Here is a 25,100-nt window from a genome sequence, read left to right on the forward strand (position 1 = left end):
GACCCTCACGCCGGGGTGGCAGATCACCCCGAACGCACCTCGGGCCCGTGGCCGGTGGCGTCCGGCTACGGGCCCGAGGTCGGGGAGCTACTTCTTCTACTGTTCGGAGCTGCTGTCCGGGACAGCTGTTCCTGCCGCATTCCGGGCGAGTGCCCGGGCGGGGCTGCCTACGCGGTACGAGCGCGCGGACGGGTGCTGCGCCGCTTCAGGGCGCGCCGCTCGTCCTCGCTCATGCCGCCCCAGACACCGGCGTCCTGGCCGGACTCGAGAGCCCACTGCAGGCACGACTCGGTGACCGGGCAACGCCGGCACACGCTCTTGGCCTCCGCGATCTGCATCAGGGCAGGGCCGCTGGTGCCGACCGGGAAGAACAGCTCCGGGTCCTCGTCGCGGCAGATCGCGTCGTGACGCCAGTCCATGATCACTTTCTCCTCTGGTGCGCGATCGGGGTCGCGCCGATCGTCTGTGCGCTTGGTGTTACGTGCGTGTTTCGCAGCTTGTGAATACTTTCACGAGCCACCGCGGTCCTCAATGGGAAACTGCTCGCGGGATGCGTGAGCGCCCTCATAGGGAACGCACGCAGACAGACCAGTGCCCGGGACTTCGAGCCGCCCTGGGCTGGTTCCACGATCCAGTGTCCCTGTCCCACCCGGAATCGGCCACCCGAAAACGATGTCGACCCGGACACCCTCTGAGTGAGGGGTCCGGCCCGGTGGGACGGAACCTCCACGAGCGGCGTTGCTCGTGGCCTCGCTTGCGTAGGGACCACCTTGGATCACGGGTTTGGCCTGGTGTAAGCCCCAACGGGACCGACGGTCCGCTCACATCGGTGAATGGCGCGGTTGCTCACTCCGGCGTGTGAGAGCGCCCGCACGATGCGCGACGAACCGTCCGTCTCACACGACGACGCGTAACGCTCCGGGCACGCTGAGGAATTCCACGTCGGTGCGCATTCCGAGGTGGTCGCCGTCGAGCTGGAGAGCGAGAGGCTGTTCCGACGTGATCCGCACCCGGCCGACGGCGTCGTGCCGGACGATGTGCCGCCCGTGCGGGTCGCCGTCGGCGGCCAGGATCTGGCGCAGGGTCGAGGCGATCGTCCGCGGGCTCAGCCCGGTGAGCGCGAACAGCCCCAGCCCGCTGCCGAACGACGAGCGGGGGTTGGTCCGCACCGCGCGGCCGGACAGGAAGGTCCACGGGTCGGTGTTGGAGACGAACGCCAGCCGCACCCCGGTCAGCGGTGCCGCGTCGGGGAGCTCCACCGTCATCGACGGGGGACGGCGCAGCTGCGCGAGGTACTGGGCGATCGCGGTCAGCGCGTAGCGGCCGGGGCTGGCCTCGTGTCCCTGCGCGCGGGCGCGCTCGACCGCGGCCACCACCTCGGCGTCCCAGCCCATGCCGGCGTTGAAGGTGAACCAGCGGTCGTCGGCCCAGCCCAGGCCGACCAGCCGTCGCCGCCGGTGGGCCAGCGCGGTGAGCACGTGCCCGGTCGCCTCGACCGGGTCGCGCGGCATGTCCAGGGCGCGGGCGAACACGTTCGCCGAGCCGCCGGGGACCACCGCGAGCATCGCGGTGGCGTCCGGGTCCGGCCGGGGGGCACCGCTGCCCGAGCCGGTCTGCGCGGCCAGCAGCCCGTTGACGACCTCGTTGACCGTCCCGTCGCCCCCGAGCGCGACGACGAGCTCGACGCCGTCCGCCACGGCCGCCGCGGTCGCCTCCGCCGCGTGGCCCCGGTAGCGGGTCTGCAGGACGTCGAGCTTCAGCTCGCTGGCCAGGGCCTTGGTCAGCACGTCCCGGCCGGCGGCGGTGGTGGACGTGGCCTGAGGGTTGACCACGAGCAGCGCGCGCACGGGGCGACTGTATCGACCGCGCACCGGCCGGTCCGTCGGCCGCCCGGCGGTGGCGGCCGCGGCGGGCGGCCTATCCTCGGCGGGTGGCCGATGACCGCGACGACCGCCCCGTGACGCGGGAGCGACCGCCGGAGAACGTGCGGGTGGCGGGGGTGCTCGTCGGGGCCGAGGGGCTCGTCGGCGCCGTCCTCGCGGTCGTGCTGGGCGTACGCGCCCTGGAGGCCGGTGGCGCCCGCCTCTACTACGGGCTCGCCGAGGCCGGGATCTTCGTGCTCCTGGCGGCCGCCGTGGCCGGTGTCGGCTACGGGCTGGTCCGCGGGGTGCACGGCTGCCGCACCCCGGCGATCGTCGTGCAGCTGCTGCTGTTCCCGGCCATCTACTACGCGCTGGGCCCCAGCCGTCAGCTGGTGTGGGGCATCGTCTGCGGACTGTTCGTGCTGTTCACGTTCCTGATGCTGATCAGCGAGCAGTCCCGGCGCTGGTCGATGGGCGACGAGTACCCCGAGGACTAGCGGGCCGCCGCCCCGCCGGTCCGCCCGGCCAGCGCGACGAGCGGGTCGCCGGTGAGCCGGTAGGTGGTCCACCCCTCGTTCGGCACCGCGCCGACGGAGCGGTAGAAGCCGATGGCCGGGGTGTTCCAGTCCAGCACGTTCCACTCCAGGCGCTTCCAGCCGCGCCGGGCCACCTCGGCGGCCAGCTCGGCGAGCAGGGCCGCGCCGTGCCCGCCGCCGCGGGCGGCGGGGGTGACGTAGAGGTCCTCCAGGTGGATCCCGGCGACGCCCTCCCAGGTGGAGAAGGTCCGGAACCAGATGGCCGTGCCGACGACCGCGCCGTCGTCGCCGGTGGCCACGAAGGCCCCGGCCGAGGGGTCCGGGCCGAACAGCGCGGCGTGCAGCTGGTCCTCGGTCAGCCCGCACTCGTGCGCGGCCTTCTCGTAGTCGGCCAGCTCGTGCACGAGCCGGACCATGACCGGCACGTCGTCGGGGGTGGCCGTACGGACGCTCACTGGTCCTCCGCGGGGGTGGGGCGCTGGTTGACGTGGTCGAGGCGGGGGACCCCGCGCTCGAACCCCAGCACGCTGACCCCGGCCGGGTCCATGCGGAAGTGCACACCGCCACTCGCGGGCAGCCCGATCCAGCGCGCCGTCAGCACCCGGGAGAAGTGGCCGTGTCCCACGAGCACGACGTCGCCGCCGCCGAGCAGGGCGCGCGCGTCGGCGAGCACGGCGTCGGCGCGGGCGGCGACGTCGCCGGGGGTCTCGCCGCCGGGCCACGGCCCGTCCCAGATCGTCCAGCCCGGCAGGGACTCGCGGATCTGCGGCGTGGTCCAGCCCTCGTTGTCGCCGTAGTCCCATTCGACGAGCCGGTCGTCGACCGCGTCCACGCGCAGCCCGGCCAGCTCGGCGGTGTCCCTCGCGCGCGTGCGCGGGGAACAGAGCACCCGGGCGGGCGGGGCGTCGTGGCGGACCAGAGCCAGTGCGTCGCGCACCCGGCGGGCGGCGGCCCGGCCCTCGTCGGTCAGCGGGACGTCGGTGCGGCCGGTGTGCTTCCCGGTGCGCGACCACTCGGTCTCGCCGTGGCGCAGCAGGAGGATCCGTCCGTCCGGATCGGCGTCGGTGCTCACGGGCGGCGACGCTAGTCGCGGACACTGCGGGACGCTCGCGGTGATCAGGTCACCCGGTCGGGTCGGATCCGGACCCGACCGGGCAGTCCGCCGGGCGCGCCGTACCCGCAGGGTGGCCGGATCGGATGGGATCCGTGGCGGACCACGAGCCGAGGAGCGTCATGTCGTCGCAGTTCTCCCGCCGCCCCGCGCGGCGGCGCATCGCCGGGATCGCCGCCGCGGCCGGCCTGGCGGTCACCGCCGCGCTCACCGCGCCCGCCGCCGCGGGCGTCGCGACGGCCGCCCCGTCCGCCCCGGCGGTGCAGGCCGGGGCGATCGGCCCGGGCGTGCAGATCGCCACCCCGGTCACCGGCGGCGCCGAGCTGTGCACGGCCAACTTCCTCTACACCCCGGCCGCCGGGCAGGACGGGCACCGCGACGAGCCCGGCGGCCGCGGTGCCGAGCACCAGGCCGCCCCGGCCGGGGTGCTCTACCTGGGCGCGGCCGCGCACTGCATGGCGGGCGAGGACGCGATGTCCTCGGTCGACGGCTGCCGTGAGCCGGTCATGCCGGAGGGCATCGAGGTCGGCATCCGCGGCCGCGACGGGAAGAACTACACCGGACGGGTCGCCTACAACTCCTGGGCGGTCATGCAGGACCGCGGCGAGACCGACCCGCAGCTGTGCCTCTACAACGACCTCTCGCTGATCCGGCTGAGCCCGGCGGCCGTCGCCGTCGCCGACCCGACGGTCCCCGGCTTCGGCGGCCCGACCGGGCTCGACACGGACGGCACCGAGCAGGGGGAGAAGGTCTACAGCTTCCAGCCCAACCAGCTCGTGGCGACGCCGTACAAGCAGGGCCTGAGCCTCGGGCAGCCGGAGGGGCCGCGCACGCACGTCGTCTCCACCACGCCGCCGGGGGTGCCGGGCGACTCGGGCTCGGGCTACCTCGACGCGCGCGGCCGGGCGTTCGGGCTGCTGTCGAGCCTGATGCTGCCGACCAACACCAACGGGGTCACCGACATCGCCCGGGCACTGGCCTACGCCCAGCGCTACGGCGAGGTCGGCGCCCTGGAGGTCGTCCCCGGCCGGGTCCCGTTCACACCCGGTGTGCTGCCGCTGACCGAGCTGCCCAGCGGCCCGTCGCTGCCCGCGCTCCCGCTGCCCGACCTCACCCCGGCGCCGCTGCGCTGACCCGCTGACACGGCTCCCGGGACGGGCGTGCGGTGATCCGTACGCCCGTCGGTGTGCGGGTGGCCACTCCGGACGCGCCGGGTGACCGGTTCCCGGCGTCCACCCGGTTAGACTCGTCGCCAGATCCGACAGCTCGTCCCGGCTCGGCGCCCCTATCCCGGCGCTGCGCGCGGGATGGCCGTCCGGCACCGCGAGCAGGTCGACGTCAACCCGCGACGCCCGGTGCAACGGCAGGCGCGTCCGTGCGCCGCTCTCGTACCGCACCACCCGTGGAGTCTTCCCATGACGCTCGCCCAGGACCCGACCACCCGTTCCGCCCCCGACCGGCACGAGGTGTTCGGCGCGCACGAGGGCGGCAAGCTCGCGACCGGCCTGACCGCGCCGCTGGCCGACGAGCGCGACCTGTCGATCGCCTACACCCCCGGTGTCGCCGACGTCTGCCGGGCCATCGCCGCCGACGCCTCGCTCGCCGCCCGTTACACCTGGGCGCACCGGCTGGTCGCCGTCGTCAGCGACGGCACCGCGGTGCTCGGTCTCGGCGACATCGGGCCGCGCGCGTCGCTGCCGGTGATGGAGGGCAAGTCGGCGCTGTTCAAGTCCTTCGCCGGGCTCGACTCGATCCCGCTCGTGCTCGACACCACGGATGTCGACGAGATCGTGGAGACCCTGGTCCGGCTGCGCCCGACCTTCGGCGCGGTCAACCTCGAGGACGTCGCCGCGCCGCGCTGCTTCGAGCTGGAGCGCCGCCTGGTCGAGGCGCTCGACTGCCCGGTCATGCACGACGACCAGCACGGCACCGCCGTCGTGCTGCTCGCCGCCCTCGACGGCGCCTGCCGGGTGCAGGGCCGCTCGCTGTCGGACCTGCGCATCGTGATCTCCGGGGCCGGCGCGGCGGGCATCGCCTGCGCCCGCATCCTGTTGACCGCGGGTGCCTCGGACGTCGTGCTGCTCGACTCGCGCGGGGTCGTCGACGCCGGTCGCGGCGGGGAGAAGGCCGCGCTGGCCGCCGTCACCAACCCGCGGGCGGTCACCGGCGGGATCGCCGAGGCACTGGCCGGTGCGGACGTGTTCGTCGGGCTCTCCAGCGCCACGCTGCCCGAGGAGCTGCTGGCCACGATGGCCCCGGAGTGCATGGTCTTCGCGCTGTCCAACCCCGACCCCGAGGTGCACCCGGACGTCGCGGCCCGGCACGCCGCGATCGTCGCGACCGGCCGCAGCGACTTCCCGAACCAGATCAACAACGTGCTGGCCTTCCCGGGGATCTTCCGCGGCGCACTGGACGCGCACGCCCGCCGCATCACCGACGACATGAAGGTCGCGGCGGCCCGCGCCATCGCCGACGTCGTCGCCGACGAGCTGTCCCCGCAGAAGATCGTGCCCGGCCCGTTCGACCCGCGGGTGGCACCGGCCGTCGCCGCGGCGGTGGCCCGCGCCGCGGGCGACGCCGGCGTGACCGCAGGCTGACGAACGGCCATAACCCCGGTTACGAAACGTGTGCGACCGGGGTCTGCGCCGAACGGCACGGCGCGCTGTGAGCGGTCGAACACACACGGTCGGATCGGTTGCCACCGCTCGCCGAGCACGTCACACCCTTCACCCTCCGGCGACTACCTGTCACCACCCGTGAGTGACGGGCAGAGCAACGGCGTTGGGCCGAACGGTCCCGTCACTCGCTGTATCGGGTGGCTCGATCGGTCTACCCGCCCGGATCGCCCGGCACGGTGGCTCGTTGTTCCCCACGGAGCTGCCGAACGGAACGGAGGCGGGCGTGTCGGAGCAGGAATCGCGGGCGGGACACCGTCCGGGTGCATCGGTCGGGGACCCGGCCGGTGGACGCGCGGAGCAGGCACCGGGTGCCCGCCGTGACAGGGACCGGGACCCCGGTCTCGCCGGTGACCTCGCCCGGGCCTTCGCCGGTCCCGGTGGCACCCCGGCGGGCCGCGCCCGGCCCGCTCCCGAGAACGAGCCGCTCCTCGGCCGGGCGGAGGCCCTGAACCTCGCCGCCGCGCCGGACGCCGAGATCTCCGGCGCGGGCTTCGGGGAGCCGCCGTTCGGCAGCGCCCGCCGCCTCCCCGGTGCGCCACGCCCGGCCGGCCCGGCCCCGTCGGTCGCCGAGGCGGCCCCCGGCCCGGGGACCCCCGGGTCCGGGGCCGCGGGTGCCGACGGTGCCGACCACTCCGCGGTGCAGCTCCCGCCCTCGCCCGCGATGGTCTGCGACGCCGGGGGCGTCGTCGTCCACACCAACGCCGCGCTCCGCCGCCTCGCCGGCTCCGCCGACCCGACCGGCATGCGGCTCCCGCAGCTGCTCGTCGGCCCGGACTCCGACGCCCGTCTGGTCCGTGCCGACCGCCGCCTGGCCCGGGTCAAGGTCGTCCGCTGGAACCAGCCGGGTGACCGCACCGTCGTGCTGCTCACCCCGTTCCCCGACGCCGCGCCCGCGCCGTCGGACGAGGCCCCCGCGCTCGACCTCGAGCGCGCCACCCGCTCCGGCACCTGGACCTTCGACCTGCAGGCCGGGACGCTGACCCGCAGCGAGGGGCTCGTCGAGCTCTACCGCGCGCTCGGCGTGCGCCCCGACGGCCCCGACGGCCCCATCGAGGGCGAGCAGGTCGAGCGGGTCTGCCGGATGCTGCGCCGCGGCCCGGACGCCGCGCCGGAGCCCACCACCGCGCACAGCTCCGAGATCCGCCCCGAGGGCGGCGCGGTGCTGTCGTGCCGCACCCGGATCGACCGCACCCCCGGTGGTGCCCCGCTGCGCCTGATCGGGACCGTGCAGGACGTGTCCGACCGGCGCCGGGCAGAGTCCCGCGCGCAGCGCTCCGGGCAGCGGTTCGCCGACCTCGTCGCCACCATCACCACCGGCGTCGCGATGCTCGACGGCCGCGGCCGGATCGTCGACGCCAACCCGGCGCTCTGCCAGCTGCTCGACGCCGACCTGGAGACCCTGCGCGGCGTCCCGGCACGCAGCCTGTCCGCCGAGCCCCAGTCCGACGGTCGCGGCGGCCTGCCGGACTGGCTGCGCGACCCGTCGCACCCCGAGCCGACCTACCGGATCGAGTCGCTGCCGCTGCTGCGCGCCGACGGGACCCGGGTCGACTGCGAGGTCGTGGTCAACGCCGCGCCCTCCGACGACGGCCGCCCCTTCTGGCTGCTCGTCGTCACCGACGTGGGGGAGCGCCGCCGCGCCGCCGACGTGCTCCGCGAGGCCGACACCGTCGACCCGCTGACCCGGCTGCCCAACCGGGCCGGGCTGCTGGAGCTCGCCGACCGGCTGCTGGCCGGGCCGGACGCCGGCCGGGTCGCCGTGGTCTGCGGCGACGTCGACGACTTCGCCCGCGTCAACACCGGCCTCGGCCACGACGCCGGCGACACCCTGCTCGTCGAGCTGGCCGGGCGGCTGCAGCGTGAGCTGCCGTACCACTGCACGGCCGGGCGGCTGTCGGCCGACGAGTTCGCGGTGGTCTGCGCCGACGTCGACGAGGTCGGCGGACCGCAGGCGCTCGCCGCCGTCGTCGCCGGGCTGCTGCGCGGCGACGTCACCGTGGCCGGCAGCCCGATCACGCTGACCGCCTCGGTCGGCGTCGCCGGTCGGGACGCCGCCGTGGCCGGCCCGCAGGCCGACGCCCGCGGCCCCCGCGGCGACGATCTGCTGCGCTCGGCCGAGGTCGCGGTGCGCGAGGCCAAGCAGCGCGGACGCGGCACGGTCGCCGTCGCCGAGCGGGGCGCCGTCGCCCCGGCGCGCCGCCAGCTGGAACTGGAGGCCGAGCTGCGCGCCGCGATCGAGGGCGACGCGCTGCGCCTGGAGTACCAGCCGGTCGTCGCGCCGGACGGCACCGTGCTGTCCGCCGAGGCGCTGCTGCGCTGGTCGCACCCGGTGCACGGCGAGGTCTCGCCCGGCGAGTTCCTGCCGGTCGCCCAGCGCGGCGGCCTGCAGCGCGAACTGGACCTGTGGGTGCTGCGCACCGCGGCCACCGAGGCCGCGACCTGGCCCCGTGCCGGACAGGCCGTCGCCGTCGCCGTGAACCTGGCCGGGCTGCTGCCGGCCGACCCGTCGTTCCTGGCCGACGTCACCGCCGTCGTCGAGGGCGCCGGGCTGCCGTGGAACCAGCTGGTGCTCGAGCTCGTCGAGACCAGCCTGGTCGCGCTGCCGCGCCCCGCGCTGGACGCGATGAGCGAGCTCGTGCACCGCGGCGTCCGCTTCGCCGTCGACGACTTCGGCACCGGCTACTCGTCGCTGGCCCGGCTCAAGGAGCTCCCGGCGCAGACGGTCAAGGTCGACCGCGCCTTCGTCACCGGCGTCGGCACCGACCCGGCCGACTTCGCGCTGGCCCGCGCCGTCGTCGAGGTCGCGCGCGCGATGGGCCGCAAGACCGTCGCCGAGGGCGTCGAGACCGCCGAGCAGTTCCACGTCCTGCGGGGCCTCGGGGTCGACGCGTTCCAGGGCTGGCTGTTCGCCCGCTCGCTGCGCCCCGACGACCTGCACCGGGTGCTGCGCGGCGGCGGCCTGCCCACCCCGGCGACGAGCGCGACCCCGGCCGACGGGACCCCGGGCGTCTGGTGAGCCGGTCGCGCCCGCCCGCCGCGGGCGCGACCGCCGTCGTCACCGCACGAACGCGCTCTGCCCCGTGATCGCCTTCCCGACGATCAGCGTGTTCATCTCCCGGGTGCCCTCGAAGGAGAACATCGCCTCGGCGTCGGCGAAGTACTTCGCGATCCGGTTCTCCAGCACCACCCCGTTGCCGCCCACGAGCTGACGCCCGAGCGCGACGGTCTCGCGCATCCGGGTCGCGCAGAACTCCTTCACCAGCGACGAGTGCGCGTCCGAGCCCCGGCCCTCGTCGAGCAGCTGGGCGTTGCGGACCGCCATCCCCAGCGAGGCGCTCACGTTGCCGAGCATCCGCACCAGCAGGTCCTGCATCAGCTGGAACCCGCCGATCGGGCGGCCGAACTGCTCCCGCTGGGCGGCGTAGGACAGCGCCAGCTCGTAGGCGGCCATCTGCACCCCGACCGCACCCCAGGCGGCGTTGGCCCGGGTGCGCTGCAGGACCAGGCCGGCGTCGCGGAAGGTGCCCGAGCCGCCGGAGAGCCGGTGCGACTCCGGCACCCGGACCCGGTCGAGCAGGATGTCGGCGTTCTGCACGATCCGCAGCGACTGCTTGCCCTCGATCTTCGTGATCGTCATGCCCTCCGACGGCGACGGCACGACGAACCCGCGGACCGCGCCGCCGGCGTCCGGGTCGGTGTCGCGGGCCCACACGATGATCAGGTCGGCGAAGGTGGCGTTGCCGATCCAGCGCTTCTCGCCGTCGAGGACCCACTCGTCGCCGTCGCGGGTGGCGGTGGTCTCCATGCCACCGGCCACGTCGGACCCGCCGTGCGGCTCGGTCAGCCCGAACGCACCGATCGAGTCCATCCGGGACATCGCGGGCAGCCAGCGCTCGCGCTGCTCGGCCGTGCCGCCGGCGTGGATCGAGCCCATCGCGAGACCCGTGTGGACGCCGTAGAAGCTGTTGACCGACGGGTCCACCCGGGAGATCTCCGCGTGCAGGAACCCCAGGAACAGCCGCGACGCCGGCGGGTCGGCGTAGCCGGCCCCCGCGAGGTCGAGGCCCGCGAAGCCCTTCACGAGCTGCATCGGGAACTCGGCGCGGTCCCAGGCGTCGAGCACGACGGGGGCGACCTCGGCACGCAGGAACTCCCGCACCCGGCGCAGGTCGGCGCGCTCGGCGTCGGTGAGCAGGTCGGCGTAGTGGAACCAGTCCGCGACGTGCGGGTGGTCCGGGTCGAGGTCCAGTTCGGGCTTCGGCAGGCGCGTGGGCTCCTTCGGCATGACCCCACTGTTGCGCCGCGGCGCACCGGCCGCACGGCAGGGCGCCTACCGCAGGGCACGCAGCAGCGCCGCACCGGCCGCCGGGTCCCCGACCGGGCTGAGCACCACGTGGTCGGCGCCCGCGGCCCGGTGCTCGGCGACCCGGGCGGCGATGTCCTCGACGCCGCCGCGGGCGGAGACGGCGTCGAGCAGCCGGTCGGCGCGGGCGTCGACCTCGGCGTCGGTGAACCCCAGCCCGCGGACGGCGGCGCGGTAACCCGGCACGCCGAGCAGGAACCCGGCCAGCTCGCGCAGGGCTGTCCGGTCGGTCCCGAGCACGGTCGGCAGCATCACCGCGAGCAGCCGGTCCGGGCCCAGCGCCGCCCGCGCCCGCGCGGTGTGCTCCGGGGTGACCAGCAGCGTCACCGCCCCGGCGCAGCGGGTGCCGGCGACGTCGAGCTTGCGCGGTCCGAGCGCGGCCAGCAGCCGCTCCGAGGAGGGCAGCCCGAGTGCGTCGAGCTCGTCGAGGTGGCGGTGCAGCGCCTCCAGCGCCCGCGGCTGCTGGGGCGCGCCCAGCCCGGTGAGGTAGCGCCCGGGACGACGGCGGGCCGCGTCGGCGTGCGCTGCGGCGACCGCCGACGCCGGATACCGCCCGGTCGGCACGATCCCCGGGACGACGACGGCGTCCCGGGTGCCGTCGAGCAGCGCGGTCAGCCGGTCGAGCCGGTCGATCGCGCCACCGGCGAGCCACAGGGTGCGGGCACCGGCGTCCTCCAGGGCCGCGGCGTCGGCGGGAGCGGGTCCGGTGGCGACGCCGAGCGGGCCCAGGGCAGTGGTCAGGGTCATGTGCGCAGCGTCGGTGCTGAACCGGACTGCAGGTCAAGCGCGACGGGGTGCCGGTGACCTGCGGTCGACCGCTCGCCCGTCGCGCACGACCGGGTTAGTGTGCTGCGACCAAGCGGGGAGCAGGGGTCCCGCGCGACGGCAGGGGGGACCGCCGATGATCGAGTTCCGGGGCGTCACGAAGCGCTTCCCGGACGGGACGGTCGCGGTCGACGAGCTCGACCTCGTCGCGGAGCAGGGGCGGATCACGGTCTTCGTGGGCCCGTCCGGCTGCGGCAAGACGACCTCCCTCCGCATGATCAACAGGATGATCGAGCCCACCGGCGGTGAGCTGCGCGTCGACGGGCGCGACGTGCTGTCCGCCGACCCGGCCGAGCTGCGCCGGGGCATCGGCTACGTCATCCAGCAGGCCGGGCTGTTCCCGCACCGCACGATCGTCGACAACATCGCGACCGTGCCGATGCTCGTCGGGAGCAGCAAGAAGGCCGCGCGGGACCGGGCGATGGAGCTGATGGAGATCGTCGGCCTCGACACCTCGATGGCCCGGCGCTACCCGGCGCAGCTGTCCGGCGGCCAGCAGCAGCGCGTCGGCGTGGCCCGCGCGCTCGCCGCCGACCCGCCCGTGCTGCTGATGGACGAGCCGTTCTCCGCGGTGGACCCGATCGTCCGGGAGAGCCTGCAGGAGGAGCTGCTGCGGCTGCAGTCCGAGCTCGGCAAGACCATCGTGTTCGTCACCCACGACATCGACGAGGCCATCAAGCTCGGCGACAAGGTCGCGGTGTTCCGGGTCGGCGGAAAGCTCGCCCAGTACGACGAGCCGGGCGTGCTGCTGTCCCGCCCGGTCGACGGTTTCGTCGACAACTTCGTCGGCCGCGACCGCGGCTACCGGGGCCTGGGCTTCCTGTCCTCGGACACCATCCCGATCGGGTCGCTGCCGGTGCTCTCGGTCGGCGACCCCCTCCCCGACGACGGCTGGTCGGTCGTCGTCGACGGCTCCGCCCGGCCGCTGGGCTGGGTCGAGGCCGGTGAGGGCCGGGTGACCGAGGAGGCCATCGTCCCGGGCGGGTCGCTCTACGCCGTCGAGTCGGGCTCGCTGCGCGGCGCGCTGGACGCGGCACTGTCCTCACCGTCCGGTCAGGGCGTCGCCGTCGACGCCGACGGCCGGGTCGCCGGCTCGGTCACCGCCGACTCGGTGCTCGAGGCGCTGCCCGCGGCCCGCGACTCGCACAACGCCGCCTGAGGCCGCCGTGACCTGGGTGTTCGACAACCTCGACTCCGTGCTCGACGCGCTCGCCGAGCACGTCGTGTACGCCCTGATCCCGGTGCTGCTCGGGCTGGTGTTCGCGATCCCGCTGGGCTGGGTCGCCAACCGCAACGCGACGCTGCGCACGATCATGACCAACGCCGCCGGGCTGCTCTACACGGTCCCGTCGCTGGCGCTGTTCGTGTTCATGCCGCCGCTGCTCGGCACCCAGATCCTCGATCCGGTCAACGTGATCGTCGCGCTGACGGTCTACACCGTCGCGTTGCTCGTGCGGACCGTGTCCGACGCGCTGTCCGCGGTGCCGGGCCACGTCGTCGACGCGGCGAACGCGATGGGCTACACCCCGGTCCGGCGCTTCGTCGGCGTCGAGCTGCCGCTCGCCGTCCCGGTGATCGTGGCCGGCCTGCGGGTCGCCGCGGTGTCCACGATCAGCCTGGTCACGGTGGGTGCGGTGATCGGCTTCGGCGGGCTCGGCCTGCTGTTCACCGAGGGCTTCAACCGCAGCAACGACGCCCAGATCGTCACCGGCATCGTGCTCGTCCTGCTGCTGGCGCTGGTCGTCGACTCCGCGCTGCTGCTCGCGGGGCGGCTGCTCACCCCGTGGCAGCGGGCCCGGACCCGGAAGGCGGGCGCGACCACGTGAACCTCTTCGGATGGCTGTTCACGCCCGAGAACTGGACCATGACCGGCGGCATCCTGGCGCGGCTCGCCGAGCACCTCGGCTACACCGCGCTGACCCTGCTGGTCTCGGTCGTCGTCGCGGTCCCGCTCGGCGCCTGGATCGGGCACACCGGCCGCGGCGGGTTCCTCGTCGTCGGGCTCGCGAACGGGCTGCGCGCGCTGCCCACGCTCGGGCTGCTCGTGCTGCTCGCGACGTTCCTGGGGCTGTCGCTGCTCGGCCCGCTCATCACACTGATCGTGCTGGCCGTCCCCGCCGTGCTCGCCGGCACCTACGCCGGGATCCGCAACGTCGACCCGGCCGTCGTCGACGCGGCCAGGGGGATGGGCATGCGCGGCCCCGAGGTGCTGTGGAAGGTCGAGCTGCCCAACGCCCTGCCGCTCATCATCGGCGGGCTGCGCAGCGCGACCCTGCAGGTCATCGCGACGGCGACGATCGCCGCCTACGTCTCCCTCGGCGGCCTCGGCCGGTTCATCATCGACGGCCTCGGCCAGCGCGACTTCTCAGTGATGATCGGCGGCTCGATCCTGGTGGCGCTGCTCGCGATCATCGCCGACCTGCTGCTCGGCGGGCTGCAGAAGCTGATCGTCTCGCCCGGCCTGCAGGCCACCGGCCGGACCGCCGCCCCGCGCCGGTTGCGCGCGGTCCCCACCCGACCCGAACCGGTCCGCGAAGCGGCCTGACCCTCCCCGAGAGGACCCACCATGAGACGCACCCGACTGCTCGCCGCCGTCGCGGCGACCGTCACCGCCGCGTTCGCGCTCTCCGCCTGCGGCGGCGGCTCCGACCCGCTCGCCGGCGGCGGGCAGCCCGCCGACACCGACCAGAACACGGTCGTCGTCGGTGCCGCGAACTTCACCGAGAGCCAGATCCTCGCGTCGGTGTTCGCCCAGGCGCTGCAGGCCAAGGGCGTCACCGTCGAGACCCGCCCGCCGATCGGGTCCCGCGAGGCCTACATCCCGGCGCTCAAGGACGGCTCGATCGACCTCATCCCCGAGTACTCCGGCACCCTGCTGCAGTACCTGGACAAGGCGGCGACCCAGACCGAGCCGGACCAGGTCTACACCGCCCTGCAGTCGACGCTCGGCACCGCCGACCCGAACCTCATCGTGCTCGACAAGGCCGAGGCCGAGAACAAGGACGCCGTCGTCGTCACGAAGGAGACCGCGGCGCAGCTGTCGGCCCCGACCATCGACGCGCTCGCCGCCCGCTGCGGCGAGCTCGTCTTCGGCGGGCCGCCGGAGTTCCAGACCCGCCCGGACGGCATCCCCGGCATCGAGAAGACCTACAACTGCACGTTCAAGAGCTACCGTTCGCTCGATGCCGGCGGCATTCTGACGGTCACGGCGCTCAAGAACGGTGACGTCCAGGCCGCCGACCTGTTCACCACCGACCCGGCGATCCCGGCGAACGAATTCGTGGTCCTTGACGATCCAAAGAGCAATTTTGCTGCGCAGAATGTTGTTCCGTTGATCAATAAGGCGAAGGCGACTCCGCAGGTAGTTGATGCACTTAATGCCGTGACGGCAAAACTGACAACGCAGGAGTTACTTGGGATGGGGGAGGCGGCGGGAGCGTCTGACAAGCCGTCAGTGGAAACTATTGCCCGGGACTGGCTCAAGCGGCAGGGACTCGTCTGACCGAGCCTCTCACTACGGAAGTCCCCGTACGGAGCTGGTGTTCCCTCGTTCGGGAACGTTGTAGTTGTAACCGCATCGACAGCGGCCTGGAAGGCTGCCACACGAGGTAGGTGATGTGATGTCAGCCTGAGATGTTCGTCCGCGAGGCCGACCGGGATGAGGCTCGACGCCTGGTAAGGACTACCACGACGGCGAAGTACCTGATCCCATTACGGCGGGTGGAGATCGTGCTCGCATCGCCGCAGCGCGACCGACGCCGTCGCGATTTCCGTTGCGAAGCCGCAATGCGGGGGGGCCTCCACCCAGCCGAGCACAGCTGATTCCGCTGAGCAGCAACGAGATCCGACGACTCTCGCCACCCTCGCCTCCGCACCGCTGACCTGCACGGACCGGGTCATGCACTGGTCGCGCTGGCGGCGGATACGCCAGCACCAAGCCCGCGCCTGCCAGTACCGGCGCCGCGGCGAACGACCACCAGACTGAACAACTGCCGTTGCAGTACTAGGCCAACCGCAACGCCCCCCCCGAAAGGATGCTTCGGCCCCGGAAGTCAAGTCTGTGGGTGCCGAACGTTGATTGAAAAGGAACTGACCACTCCTTCGGGGATGAATCGTGTTCGACGGTCCATCTCGGGTGCTAGGCTGATCAACATCAACCATGGGGGGCGACGATGAATCGTTGGGTAAGACACTTCACCGCGTTTGCGGTAGTTGCGATGTCACTTGTCGGCGCCTCCTTGATGTTGGCTCCCCCGGCGGAGGCAGCGCCCTGGGGGGCCTGCGGCGCAAGCACTCCAGAGTCCAAGTTGGTGCGGCAGTTCGCCGTGAATGCCCGCAGCAACTACTATCTTCGCTGCGGAAACGCTAATGTGGGCTACCGACACATCGTAGCCAGGCACCGAGTGGACTTCGAAAAGTTGGCGGCCGGGACATATATGAACTGGCGAGATGTCGCTGATCTTGCGATGGAGTCGATCGCGCGAGACCCTGATGTTGCTCGGCCGGCAGGAGATGGAAAGGGGTGCTTGAACCGAGTGATCTACCTCAAGAATCTTCGTACGAACCAAGTTGTCCGCCAGCAGAACTTTCGAATGTTCGTGGTCCTCTCCACTGGAGACGTCATTACTGCGTATCCTGATGTAAGGAACTGTCCTTGATGGTTGACGGGATCAGTGGGGTGGTAATTGCTGGACTGGAGTCCGATGGATTCGAGGTGGAGGCCGAGGGTGACGCTGGAGTCTTCAGCGTTATAGGGCGAGACGATCTCGCGTATCGTCGACCCGTGCAGCTCATTGTCCACGAGTCCGACATCTCGGAGTACTGCAGCTGCATGGTGCGGGATGGCTCGTATCCGTCCTCAGTGGAGGAGGCGGCGGGGTTGGCGGCACTGCACGTCCAGGAGATGTTGGGTGCGGGCCATGACAGAAACCGCAATACAGTGCGTCGCACGGGGTTCCGGCGGACTGGAGGCACCGTTGAATTGTTTGTCGATTCGGAGCCTGTGGAAATTGAATCGAATCAGTCTCTAGGTGTCAATACATGGGTGGCTGAACGCCCTGAGCGTACTTGAGTAGAAGCAGACTGAGCCTTTGCCAACCTGATCAAGTGTTGGCGATCATGAGGGTCTGAACTGCGGCGATGAGCGCTGCGGCCTGGTTCGGGCTGGAGCGGATCTTGCGCAGGACCTTCCAGGTCTTCAGCTCGGCGTTGACCCGCTCGCCCGGCCCGCGACGGCGGGCGTGCGCGGCGTTGACCGCCTTCTGGTTCACCGACAAGGGTCGGTAACGACCGGTGTCGGGGTCGAGGCGCCGACGGCGCTGCGGGACCGCGACCGTAGGCCCGGCACCCTGGTAGGCGGTGTCGCCGGCGGCCGGGATCGCGTACTCGGTGAGCGCGTCGATGATGCCGTGCTCGCGGGCTGCGCCCATGTCGTGACGGGCCCCGGGCAGCGGCGGGGAGATCCACACCAACCGGCCGACCGGGTCGGCGATGACCTGCACGTTCAGCCCGTGGCATTTGTGCTTGCCCGAGTAGAACCCCCGGTCATAGCCGCTCGCCATGCCGACCCGGTCGATGCGCAGCAGGGTCCCGTCGATGATCACGAACGCTTTGCGCGCCGCGACCTGCATCGCTTGCTCCAGGGTCGGGGCCATCGCAGCGAGCAGGTCGATGGCCTCGCGCAGGTAGCGGTACACCGTGGAGGTCCCGACCTTGAATCCGCAGGCCAGCTGGGCGTAGGTGTCACCGGTGCGCAGGTGCGCCACGACCAGCAGGGCTTGACGGCCCGGGGTGAGCCTGCGCCAGCGGGTCGCGCGTTCGCGGCGGTGACGACGCAGCAGCGTGCTGACCATCTTCAGCGTGTGGGTGGACACGGTCATCCCGGACGGGTAGGACAGCACCTTGAAGCTCCTGGTCGGACGGATTGGTCTCAGCAACCGCTCGTCTACCAGGAGCTTCACCCCTTCGAGGTCACGCCACGCCGCACACGCTCTGACCTGCCCGTCCGTCAGGTTGGCAAAGGCTCACTGTGGGAGATCAGGATGAATGTCACGAGCCTGCACCGCTACCCGGTCAAGTCGATGCTGGGGGAGGACCTCACCGCGCTCGACCTGGACACCCACGGCGTCGTCGGCGACCGGGCGCTCGCGCTCACCGACCCCGACTCCGGTCTGGTGGCCACTGCCAAGCAGCCCCGGCACTGGCGGGCCCTGCTGCGCTGCGCCTCGTCCGGCGTCGGCGACGACGTCCGGGTCACCCTCCCCGACGGCCGCACCGTGGCCGCCGGGGCCGCCGCCGGGCCGCTGGCCGAGCTGCTCGGCCGCCCGGTCGTCGTCGCGCAGCAGCGGGCCGACGGCGCCGTCGTCGAACGGCCGGACCCGGAGGACGTGCTCGCGCACGGCCTCGACGCCGAGGTCGACGCGCCGACCCTGGAGATCGCCCAGGGCACACCCGGCGGCCGGTTCGTCGACCACTCACCGGTGCACCTGATCACCACGGCGACGCTCGACGCGCTCGGCGTCGAGGCGCTGCGCTACCGGCCCAACGTCGTGGTCGCGACGCCGCCGGGCACCGAGCCGTTCGTGGAGAACACCTGGCTCGGGCGACGGCTGACCCTCGGCGACGTCGTGCTGGTCGCGACGCTGCCGACCCCGCGCTGCTCGGTGCCGACGCTGGAGCACGGCGACCTGCCGCGCGCCCCGCACGCCCTGCGCGGCCCGGCCGACCGCAACCGCGTCGAGGTCGAGGGCTTCGGTGTCCTGCCCTGCGCGGGGCTCTACGCCCGCGTCGAGCACACCGGCACCCTGCGCACCGGGGACCGGCTCGAGATCTCCTGACCGCCCGGCCCCGTCCCACCCGTTCGTGAGGAGGGACGGGGCCGTGAGCCGGGGGGTCAGGTCAGGCGGCCGTAGACGTCGGTGACCAGCAGGACCGCGAACAGGACCGACGAGATCCCCAGGATCGCGTTCGACAGCCACCGCGAGCGCGCCTCGGGCGCCACCATGCGGGTGTTGAGCAGCAGGAGCAGCGTGACCGCCAGGAACGGCATGAAGAACGAGCCCAGCACGCCGTAGACCAGGGTCAGCGCGAACGGCCGCCCGATGAGCAGCAGCGCCATCGGCGGGAACGTCAGCCACAGCAGGTACCCGCGGAAGGGCAGCGAGCGCTCGGCGCGGGCCGCCTCGTAGGCCCCGGGCCGCCCGGGCCCGTCGCCGCGCTCGGGTCCCTCTCCGTCGCCGCGCCCGGGCGTCGCGACGGCGGCGTCCTCCTCCCCGGTGACGACGGCGTTCGTCACCTCCGGCCCGATCGCGGCCTTCTTCCCGTGCGGCAGCCGGATCGCCCGCACCCAGTCGGTGAACAGCAGTGACACGCCGTTCCACACGCCGAGCAGCGAGGTGAAGGTGACCGAGAGGAAGCCGACCAGGAACAGGATCCGCACCGGCTCGCCGTAGAGGGCGCCGAGCCGGTCGGCGAGGGTGAGCAGCCCGCTGTCGGACTCGGTGAGGTTCTCCCCGAACAGGATCGTGGACCCGACGACGAGCATCGAGACCACGAAGATGCCGGTCATGATGTAGCCGGTCGCGTTGTCCAGGCGCATCATCGACAGCCACTTCGGGCCCTTCCAGCCCTTCGCGAACAGCCAGTAGCCGTAGGCGGCCATGGTGATCGTCCCGCCGACGCCGCCGATCAGGCCGAGCACGTAGACCGTGGACCCCTCGGGCAGCCGCGGGACGAGCCCGTTCGCCAGCGCGGGCAGGTCCGGGCCGACCAGGATCGCGACGAACACGACCGTCGCGAACTTGATCAGCACGAGCACGGTCATGAACTTCTCGAACGCGTGGTAGCGCTGCACCCACACCAGCGCGAGCCCGACGACGCCCGCGATCGCCGCCCACCCGCCGACCGGCAGCCCGCCGAACAGCGCGTTCAGCGGCAGCCCGACCGCCGACATCGCGGTGGCGCCGTAGACGAAGCCCCACACCACGATGTAGACGCCGAAGAAGCCGGTCGCCCAGTAGCCCAGCCGCCGCCAGCCGTCGAGCATGGTCGCGCCGGAGCCGAGGTGCCAGCGGCCGACGGCCTCGCCGAGCGCGAGCTTGACCAGGGTCCCGACGACGGCGGCCCACAGCAGCACCGTCCCGAACGACGCCCCCGCCACCATCGTCGCGACGAGGTCGCCCGCGCCGACGCCGGTGGCCGCCGCGAGCAGGCCCGGCCCGATCGAGCGGATCCGCGCCGCGCCGGTGGGGGGTTCCAGGAAGTCCGTCTGCGGTCCGGGGGAGGCCATCGTCACAGTCTCCGATCACGACGTCGTGGGGGGATCGTGCGGGTTCGCCGAGCACGCTAGGCGAGCGGAGCAGCGCATTCCAGCGCGGAAGGGTCACGAACGGACGTATCGGACCCCCCGATCGCGGTGACGGGCTACGGCGCACGGCGCACCCGCCGTTGCAGGCGGTGCACGCCCGGCGCACCATGAACGGGTACCGGGACCGGCCGATAGATTGGCCGCGGCGTCGGCCGGGTCACGGTCGCCGCACGCGCACGCACGGAGGGTGGGCATGGCGAACATCGACGAGATCCGGGCCGGGATCGGGCGGGCCAACCAGCAGGCCACCGAGAGCCTGGGCGCGCTGCGGCACGCCCGCCAGGCGATCGAGGAGGCCGGCGCCGCGTTCTCCCAGAACATCTACGGCACCGCCCAGAACGACGCCGACGACGCCCGCGCCCGCTTCGCCGCCGCGTCGGAGAAGATCGACGAGGTCGAGCAGGCCCTGCACATCGCCATGCAGTCCGCCGACGACGTAGCCTCGCGGCTCTGACCGCCCCCGCCCGTCGCTGATGGCCCGTCGCCCGAACCGTCGCGAGCGGATCCGGTCCGCCTTCGACGGGTTCCACCGGGCGGCGTCGCGGGCGCTGGGCGCGGCGGAGGGCCGCCGCGACCGCGCCGCGGCCCGGCACGCCGAGGTCATGGCCGAGCTGTGGCTGCGCGAGACCGGGCACGACGCCGCGCGCCGCGACCCGGGGCTGGCCCGGGTGCTGGCCAACCCGCGGCTCGCCGGTGTCCTCGCCCGGGTCGCCGAGGACCGGGCGCACGTGTTCGACCGCTGGCAGGGCGACTCGCCGCAGACGCTGTCGGAGATCGTCGCCGACGCCACCCCCGGAGCCGCCGGGGACGACCCGGCCGACTGGAAGCCGGTCGCGGGCGCGGTCGAGCCGACCGGCCCGGTCCCGGAGATGTGGGTGCTCGGCACCGGCTCGGTGGAGGGCGGCGCCCCGTTCCGGGTCGCGGTCCCGCTGCTCGACGGCGCGCACCTGCAGGTGGTGTCGACGCCGCGGTCGCGCGACCGGGCCGAGGCGATGGTCGAGCAGCTGGTCCTGCGCACCGTGCGGCACTTCCGGCCCGGCGTGGTGAACGTGCACGTCTGGGACGTCGGACAGCTCGCCGGTGCGCTGCCCGGGCTCTACCCGCTGACCCGCACCGGCCTGCTGACCGTGCACGACCCCACCCGGCTCGGGCGGCTGCTGGACCAGCTCGCCGACCGGATCCGCCGGGTGCAGACGCGGGTGCTCGCCGAGGGCGCGTCCTCGCTGCGCGAGCTCGCCGACCGCCACGGCGAACGGCCCGAGGCGTGGCTGGTGGCGGTGCTCGTCGGCAACGGCCGCGAGCTGCCCGAGGCCGAGCTGCGCCAGCTGCAGCGGGTCGCGCGCGGCGGCGTCGCGGCGGGGGTGCAGCTGGTGCTCCTCGACGTCCCGGCAGCGCTGCCGCGCCCGGTGGAGACCGTCGACTTCGGGGACCCGCCGGGCGTCGACCCCGCCGACGACCGGACCCCGGTCCCGGTGCGGACCTCGGTGACCGGACCGCACGTGCTCGTCGAGCCGGACCCGCCCGTCCCGGCCGACGACATCACCGCGGTGTGCGAGGCGGTCGTCGCGGGTCACGAGCAGTGGCGCGGCCGGCTCGGCGCGTTCAAGGACATGCTGCCCCGGCGGCGCGGTGAGGGCCGCTCGCACGACGGGCTGAAGGTCGTCGTCGGGTACGAGGACGGCATCCCCGCGGAGCTGATCCTCGACGACCACTCCCCGCACGCACTCGTCGGCGGGCCCAGCGGGTCGGGCAAGACGAACCTGCTGCTGGCCTGGATCGCCGGTCTCGCCGCGCACTACGGCCCCGACGAGGTCGAGCTGTACCTGCTCGACTTCAAGGAGGGGGTGTCGTTCACCCCGTTCGCCCCGGACCCCGACGGCCACCGCGCCGACCGGCTCCCGCAGGCCCGGCTGATCGGCGTCAACATCAACACCGACCGGGAGTTCGGGCTGGCACTGCTGCGCCACCTGTCCGAGGTCATGCGCAGCCGCGCCGAGGCCGCCCGCCGGCACGGCGCGACCAAGCTGGCCGAGCTCCGGGTGGAACGTCCCGACCTGCGGCTGCCGCGGATCGTCGCGGTCATCGACGAGTTCCAGTTCCTGTTCACCGGTCGCGACGCCGTCAGCGCCGAGGCGACCGCGCTGCTGGAGGACGTCGCCCGGCGCGGCCGCTCGCAGGGCGTGCACCTGGTCCTGGCCAGCCAGGACGTCTCCGGCATCGACGCGCTGTGGGGCCGCTCGGCGATCTTCGAGCAGTTCGTGCTGCGTATCGCGCTGCCCCGCGCGCGGCGGATCCTCGCCCAGGACAACGAGGCCGCGCTGGCGCTCCCGCGCTGGCACGCGATCGTCAACCACGACTCGGGCGTCGCGCACGGCAACCACGTGGTCCGGCTGCCCGAGGCGGGCGGTCCGGTGGTCCGCGACGTCCAGGTCACCGCGTTCACCGACTTCCCCGACACCCCGGAGCCGGTCGTCTTCGACGGCGCCCGCGCCCCCTCCCACGACGCACTGGCCGCCCGGCTGCCCGCCGACGGCGTGCCCCGCGCGCTGGTCGGGCAGTTCGTCGACGTGCACGGCAGCCCCGCGGCCGCCGAGCTGTCCGACGGCCCCGGCCGCAACCTCGGGGTGATCGGGCCCGACGCCCGCGTCGCGGTCCCGCTGCTGTGCTCGGCCGTCCGCTCGGTGGCGGCGTCGCTGCCCGACCCGGCCGGCGCGCAGATCCTGCTCGTGCCGCTGGCCCCGGACGCGGCGGCGGCCGCGGGCGCGCTCGCCCCGGACCTGCCCGGCACGGTGGAGAAGGTGTCCGCCGACGGGTTCGCCGCCCGCGTCGCCGAGCTGGCGGCGACGGTCCGCGCCCGGGCCGCGTCGGGCGGCGGTGGGGGACACGCGTCGCTGCTGGTCGTGGTGTTCGGCGCCGACGCGGCGGAGTCGATGCTGGACCGCACCGGCACCGAGGACCTGCGGGCGCTGCTGCGCCACGGGCCCGGGGTCGGGGTGCACGTCATGGGCTGGTGGCAGGGCGCGCAGCGGCTGAAGACGCTGCTGGCCCCGCCGGGTGCGGCGATCGACGACCTGGGCGCCTGGGTGGCGACCGGCGTGCAGGGCACCGACCTGGTGCCGCTGCTGGGCGGACAGCCGCTGGACTGGACGCCGACGCCGGGGCGCGCGCTGTTCCTCGACCGCTCCCGGCACGGCCGCCCGCAGCTGGTCATCCTGACCGACGCGGGCGGGGGCGGCCCGGACAGCGTCGCCGGAGGTGGGGTGTGAGTGCCGTGGAGCGCTACCGCGCGGTCGTGGCCGAGTTGGCCGGCGCCGTCGTCGACCTGCGGGAACGCGACGCCCGGCGGGCCGAGGAGCTGCGCCGCGAGCTGCGCGGCACCGAGCGGGAGCTGCGCGACGCCGCGGACCGGCTCACGCTGGCCCGCGGCATGTTCGAGCTGCGCTGGGAGGCGGCGTTGCAGCTGATGTGGTCGGCCGAGGAGCCGGGGCGGCCCCGGCCGCGCCCCGACCTGCGGGCCGACCCCGACGAGCACGCCGCGCTGGAGGAGGCCGCCGACGAGGCCCTGCGCGAGCTGCGCTCCTCGGGCGACCGGCGGCTGTTCCGTCTGCGCCGCGACGACGACTGACCCCGTCCCGCACGCCGCACCCGCCCGGCCAGGCCCGGCCGCACGGGCCGGACGCGCCGAGATGCAGTCCGGGGCCTGCCCCGCGGGTGGCGGACCGCCCTGAGCTGCATCTCGACGGTCGTGCCGGGGGTCCGGGCCGGTGGTCGCCGTCCGCCCCTCCCCGGCGTACCGCCTGTGCGGCACCGGATGGTGGGCGGGCGGTCAGCCCAGCGGGACGACGCCCAACAGCAGCGCGACCCCGAGCATCACCAGCGAGCAGAGCGCGGCCCGCCAGATCACCCTGCGGTGGTGGTCGGCCAGGTCGACCTTCGCGAGCGAGACGAGCAGCAGCAGCGCCGGGACCAGCGGGCTGGTCATGTGCACCGGCTGGCCGATGATCGAGGCGCGGGCCATCTCCACCGGGGCGATGCCGTAGTGGCCCGCGGCCTCGGTGAGGATCGGCAGGATGCCGAAGTAGAACGCGTCGTTGGTGAGGAAGAACGTCAGCGGCATGCTCAGCACACCGGTGATCACCGCGAACCAGGAGCCGACCGACGGCGGTACGGCCGAGACGATCCCGTTCGCCATCGCCGTCACCATGCCGGTGCCCGACAGGACCCCGACCAGGACCGCGGCGGCGAACACCATGGACACGACGCCGACGATCGAGGTGGCGTGCGAGGTCACCGCCCGGAGCTGGTCCTCGGGCTTCGGGAAGTTCACGACCAGGGCGATCGCGGCGGCCGCGACGAACACCAGCGACAGCGGCAGGACGTCCATGCCCAGCAGCACCAGCAGCGCGACGGTGAGCCCGAGGTTGAACCAGATCAGCTTCGGCCGCAACGTCGGACGGTTCGGGTCCAGCGTGCCCTCCAGCGCGCCCCCGGCGTCGGCTCCGTCGGCGGGGCCTCCGCCCGAACCGGTGGCCGGGCCGTCGGTGGCGGTGCCCCCGCCGACCAGGGCGGGCTCGCGCACCGCCACCATCTCGTCGGCGACGACCGACAGCGTGCGGCCCGAGGCCAGCAGCCGCTTGCGCTCGGAACGGCCCAGCTGCCAGGCCAGCAGCAGCACGGTGGCGATGCCGGCCACCATGCCCGGGACCATCGGGTTGAACAGCTCCGAGGGCGACACGTTCAGCACCGTCGCGGCGCGGATCGTGGGGCCGCCCCAGGGCAGGATGTTGAGCACGCCGTTCGCGAGGTTGGCGACGACGGTCAGCACCACCGGGCTCAGCCCGAGCCGCAGGTAGATCGGCAGCAGCGCGGACACCGTGATGATGAAGGTGGTCGAGCCGTCGCCGTCGAGGGAGACGACACCGGCGAGCACCGCGGTCAGCACGACCAGGCGCACGGGGTCGTTGTCCACCGTGCGCAGCACGAAGCGGATGAGCGGGTCGAACAGCCCGACGTCGATCATCGTGCCGAAGAAGATGATCGCGAAGAACAGCAGCACGGCCGTCGGCGCGAAGTCGGAGAACGCCGACGAGATCGAGTCGACGACGCCGTCCTCACCCGGCTCGGACAGGCCGGTGCCGGTCGCCACGAGGGCGAAGGTCAGCGGGACGAGTACCAGCGCCAGCGTCGGCGCGAGCCGCTTCGCCAGGATCAGGTACATGAAGACCGCGATCATCGCGGACCCGAGAACGATGAGCATCGGTGCTCCTCCTCGACGGATGTGTCGAGGAGCAACGCTAGGTCCGGGGCCCGGCCCCGGTCCCGCTTGCGGACACAGCCCACGTAGTGGTCGCTGCGTGCCC

21 protein-coding genes are annotated in these 25,100 nt (G+C 73.5%); 12 read left to right on the forward strand and 9 right to left on the reverse strand.

What is annotated here, in order from left to right; translation table 11 throughout:
- Positions 1–167: 167 nt before the first annotated feature.
- Both AC0GKK_RS20665 and AC0GKK_RS20670 read right to left on the reverse strand, forming a co-directional pair.
- Positions 168–419 carry a WhiB family transcriptional regulator gene (locus AC0GKK_RS20665; protein WP_043277332.1) on the reverse strand — a complete coding sequence of 84 codons (252 nt, stop codon included), beginning with the start codon at positions 417–419 and terminating at the stop codon, positions 168–170.
- A 477-nt stretch (positions 420–896) separates the two neighbouring features.
- Positions 897–1,847, reverse strand: a complete 951-nt coding sequence (locus tag AC0GKK_RS20670) for a diacylglycerol/lipid kinase family protein (protein WP_062397493.1) — start codon at positions 1,845–1,847, stop codon at positions 897–899.
- Between the two features lie 83 nt (positions 1,848–1,930).
- Between AC0GKK_RS20670 and AC0GKK_RS20675 the strand changes: the two genes are divergently transcribed.
- On the forward strand, positions 1,931–2,359 hold the full coding sequence (locus tag AC0GKK_RS20675; RefSeq protein WP_489882336.1) for a hypothetical protein: 429 nt from the start codon (positions 1,931–1,933) through the stop codon (positions 2,357–2,359).
- On the opposite strand, the gene AC0GKK_RS20680 is transcribed toward AC0GKK_RS20675, so the two are convergent.
- The gene (locus tag AC0GKK_RS20680; protein ID WP_308819473.1) at positions 2,356–2,814 is read right to left on the reverse strand and encodes a GNAT family N-acetyltransferase; all 459 of its coding nucleotides are present in this window, start codon (positions 2,812–2,814) and stop codon (positions 2,356–2,358) included. The genes AC0GKK_RS20675 and AC0GKK_RS20680 overlap by 4 nt on opposite strands.
- Before the next feature lie 35 nt (positions 2,815–2,849).
- Positions 2,850–3,470 carry a histidine phosphatase family protein gene (locus tag AC0GKK_RS20685; RefSeq protein WP_208824116.1) on the reverse strand — a complete coding sequence of 207 codons (621 nt, stop codon included), beginning with the start codon at positions 3,468–3,470 and terminating at the stop codon, positions 2,850–2,852.
- Positions 3,471–3,631: 161 nt separating this feature from the next.
- Here AC0GKK_RS20685 and AC0GKK_RS20690 point away from each other — a divergent pair, with 161 nt between their 5' ends.
- The 3 genes from AC0GKK_RS20690 to AC0GKK_RS20700 all read left to right on the forward strand — a co-directional run bounded on the left by AC0GKK_RS20690 (position 3,632) and on the right by AC0GKK_RS20700 (position 9,203).
- Positions 3,632–4,642: a serine protease gene (locus AC0GKK_RS20690; RefSeq protein ID WP_308816887.1), complete on the forward strand. Its 1,011-nt coding sequence runs from the start codon at positions 3,632–3,634 to the stop codon at positions 4,640–4,642.
- A 282-nt stretch (positions 4,643–4,924) separates the two neighbouring features.
- The gene (locus tag AC0GKK_RS20695; protein WP_489882337.1) at positions 4,925–6,106 is read left to right on the forward strand and encodes an NAD(P)-dependent malic enzyme; all 1,182 of its coding nucleotides are present in this window, start codon (positions 4,925–4,927) and stop codon (positions 6,104–6,106) included.
- A 304-nt stretch (positions 6,107–6,410) separates the two neighbouring features.
- Positions 6,411–9,203, forward strand: coding sequence for a putative bifunctional diguanylate cyclase/phosphodiesterase (locus tag AC0GKK_RS20700; RefSeq protein WP_476652515.1), 2,793 nt, complete (start codon positions 6,411–6,413; stop codon positions 9,201–9,203).
- 39 nt (positions 9,204–9,242) lie between these two features.
- On the opposite strand, the gene AC0GKK_RS20705 is transcribed toward AC0GKK_RS20700, so the two are convergent.
- Together AC0GKK_RS20705 and AC0GKK_RS20710 are read right to left on the reverse strand one after the other, a co-directional pair.
- The gene (locus AC0GKK_RS20705; RefSeq protein ID WP_489882338.1) at positions 9,243–10,472 is read right to left on the reverse strand and encodes an acyl-CoA dehydrogenase family protein; all 1,230 of its coding nucleotides are present in this window, start codon (positions 10,470–10,472) and stop codon (positions 9,243–9,245) included.
- 45 nt (positions 10,473–10,517) lie between these two features.
- Positions 10,518–11,297, reverse strand: a complete 780-nt coding sequence (locus AC0GKK_RS20710; RefSeq protein WP_489882339.1) for an LLM class oxidoreductase — start codon at positions 11,295–11,297, stop codon at positions 10,518–10,520.
- A 154-nt stretch (positions 11,298–11,451) separates the two neighbouring features.
- On the opposite strand from AC0GKK_RS20710, the gene AC0GKK_RS20715 reads away from it, so the two are divergent.
- Genes AC0GKK_RS20715 through AC0GKK_RS20730 form a run of 4 tightly spaced genes read left to right on the forward strand, consistent with a single transcriptional unit; the run spans position 11,452 to position 14,877 of the window.
- Positions 11,452–12,534: an ABC transporter ATP-binding protein gene (locus AC0GKK_RS20715; protein ID WP_308816882.1), complete on the forward strand. Its 1,083-nt coding sequence runs from the start codon at positions 11,452–11,454 to the stop codon at positions 12,532–12,534.
- 7 nt (positions 12,535–12,541) lie between these two features.
- On the forward strand, positions 12,542–13,201 hold the full coding sequence (locus AC0GKK_RS20720; RefSeq protein WP_489882340.1) for an ABC transporter permease: 660 nt from the start codon (positions 12,542–12,544) through the stop codon (positions 13,199–13,201).
- Positions 13,198–13,920, forward strand: coding sequence for an ABC transporter permease (locus AC0GKK_RS20725; protein WP_345646491.1), 723 nt, complete (start codon positions 13,198–13,200; stop codon positions 13,918–13,920). The genes AC0GKK_RS20720 and AC0GKK_RS20725 overlap by 4 nt, the downstream gene beginning before the upstream one ends.
- Positions 13,921–13,941: 21 nt before the next feature.
- Positions 13,942–14,877: an ABC transporter substrate-binding protein gene (locus AC0GKK_RS20730; RefSeq protein ID WP_489882341.1), complete on the forward strand. Its 936-nt coding sequence runs from the start codon at positions 13,942–13,944 to the stop codon at positions 14,875–14,877.
- 1,600 nt (positions 14,878–16,477) lie between these two features.
- Here AC0GKK_RS20730 and AC0GKK_RS20735 read toward each other — a convergent pair.
- Complete coding sequence (locus tag AC0GKK_RS20735; protein WP_161152599.1) at positions 16,478–17,275, reverse strand: transposase family protein; 798 nt, start codon at positions 17,273–17,275, stop codon at positions 16,478–16,480.
- A 141-nt stretch (positions 17,276–17,416) separates the two neighbouring features.
- Here AC0GKK_RS20735 and AC0GKK_RS20740 point away from each other — a divergent pair, with 141 nt between their 5' ends.
- Positions 17,417–18,211, forward strand: a complete 795-nt coding sequence (locus AC0GKK_RS20740; protein ID WP_489882342.1) for an MOSC domain-containing protein — start codon at positions 17,417–17,419, stop codon at positions 18,209–18,211.
- Between the two features lie 56 nt (positions 18,212–18,267).
- Here the strand turns inward: AC0GKK_RS20740 and AC0GKK_RS20745 are convergent, their stop codons facing one another.
- A complete protein-coding gene (locus AC0GKK_RS20745) occupies positions 18,268–19,662 on the reverse strand; it encodes an Nramp family divalent metal transporter (protein ID WP_345649933.1) in 1,395 nt (464 codons plus the stop codon).
- Positions 19,663–19,933: 271 nt separating this feature from the next.
- Here AC0GKK_RS20745 and AC0GKK_RS20750 point away from each other — a divergent pair, with 271 nt between their 5' ends.
- The 3 genes from AC0GKK_RS20750 to AC0GKK_RS20760 are packed head-to-tail and all read left to right on the forward strand — an operon-like array spanning position 19,934 to position 23,365.
- Complete coding sequence (locus tag AC0GKK_RS20750) at positions 19,934–20,194, forward strand: hypothetical protein (RefSeq protein ID WP_020623160.1); 261 nt, start codon at positions 19,934–19,936, stop codon at positions 20,192–20,194.
- Between the two features lie 19 nt (positions 20,195–20,213).
- A complete protein-coding gene (locus tag AC0GKK_RS20755; RefSeq protein WP_489882343.1) occupies positions 20,214–23,006 on the forward strand; it encodes an FtsK/SpoIIIE domain-containing protein in 2,793 nt (930 codons plus the stop codon).
- Positions 23,003–23,365, forward strand: a complete 363-nt coding sequence (locus AC0GKK_RS20760) for a hypothetical protein (RefSeq protein WP_139283056.1) — start codon at positions 23,003–23,005, stop codon at positions 23,363–23,365. Before AC0GKK_RS20755 ends, AC0GKK_RS20760 begins: the two co-directional genes overlap by 4 nt.
- Before the next feature lie 201 nt (positions 23,366–23,566).
- Here the strand turns inward: AC0GKK_RS20760 and AC0GKK_RS20765 are convergent, their stop codons facing one another.
- Positions 23,567–24,997 (reverse strand): CitMHS family transporter, encoded by a 1,431-nt coding sequence (locus AC0GKK_RS20765; protein ID WP_489882344.1) that lies wholly within the window; start codon positions 24,995–24,997, stop codon positions 23,567–23,569.
- Between the last annotated feature and the right edge of the window lie 103 nt (positions 24,998–25,100).

The sequence above is a fragment of the Pseudonocardia sp. P-1 genome (assembly GCF_058111925.1).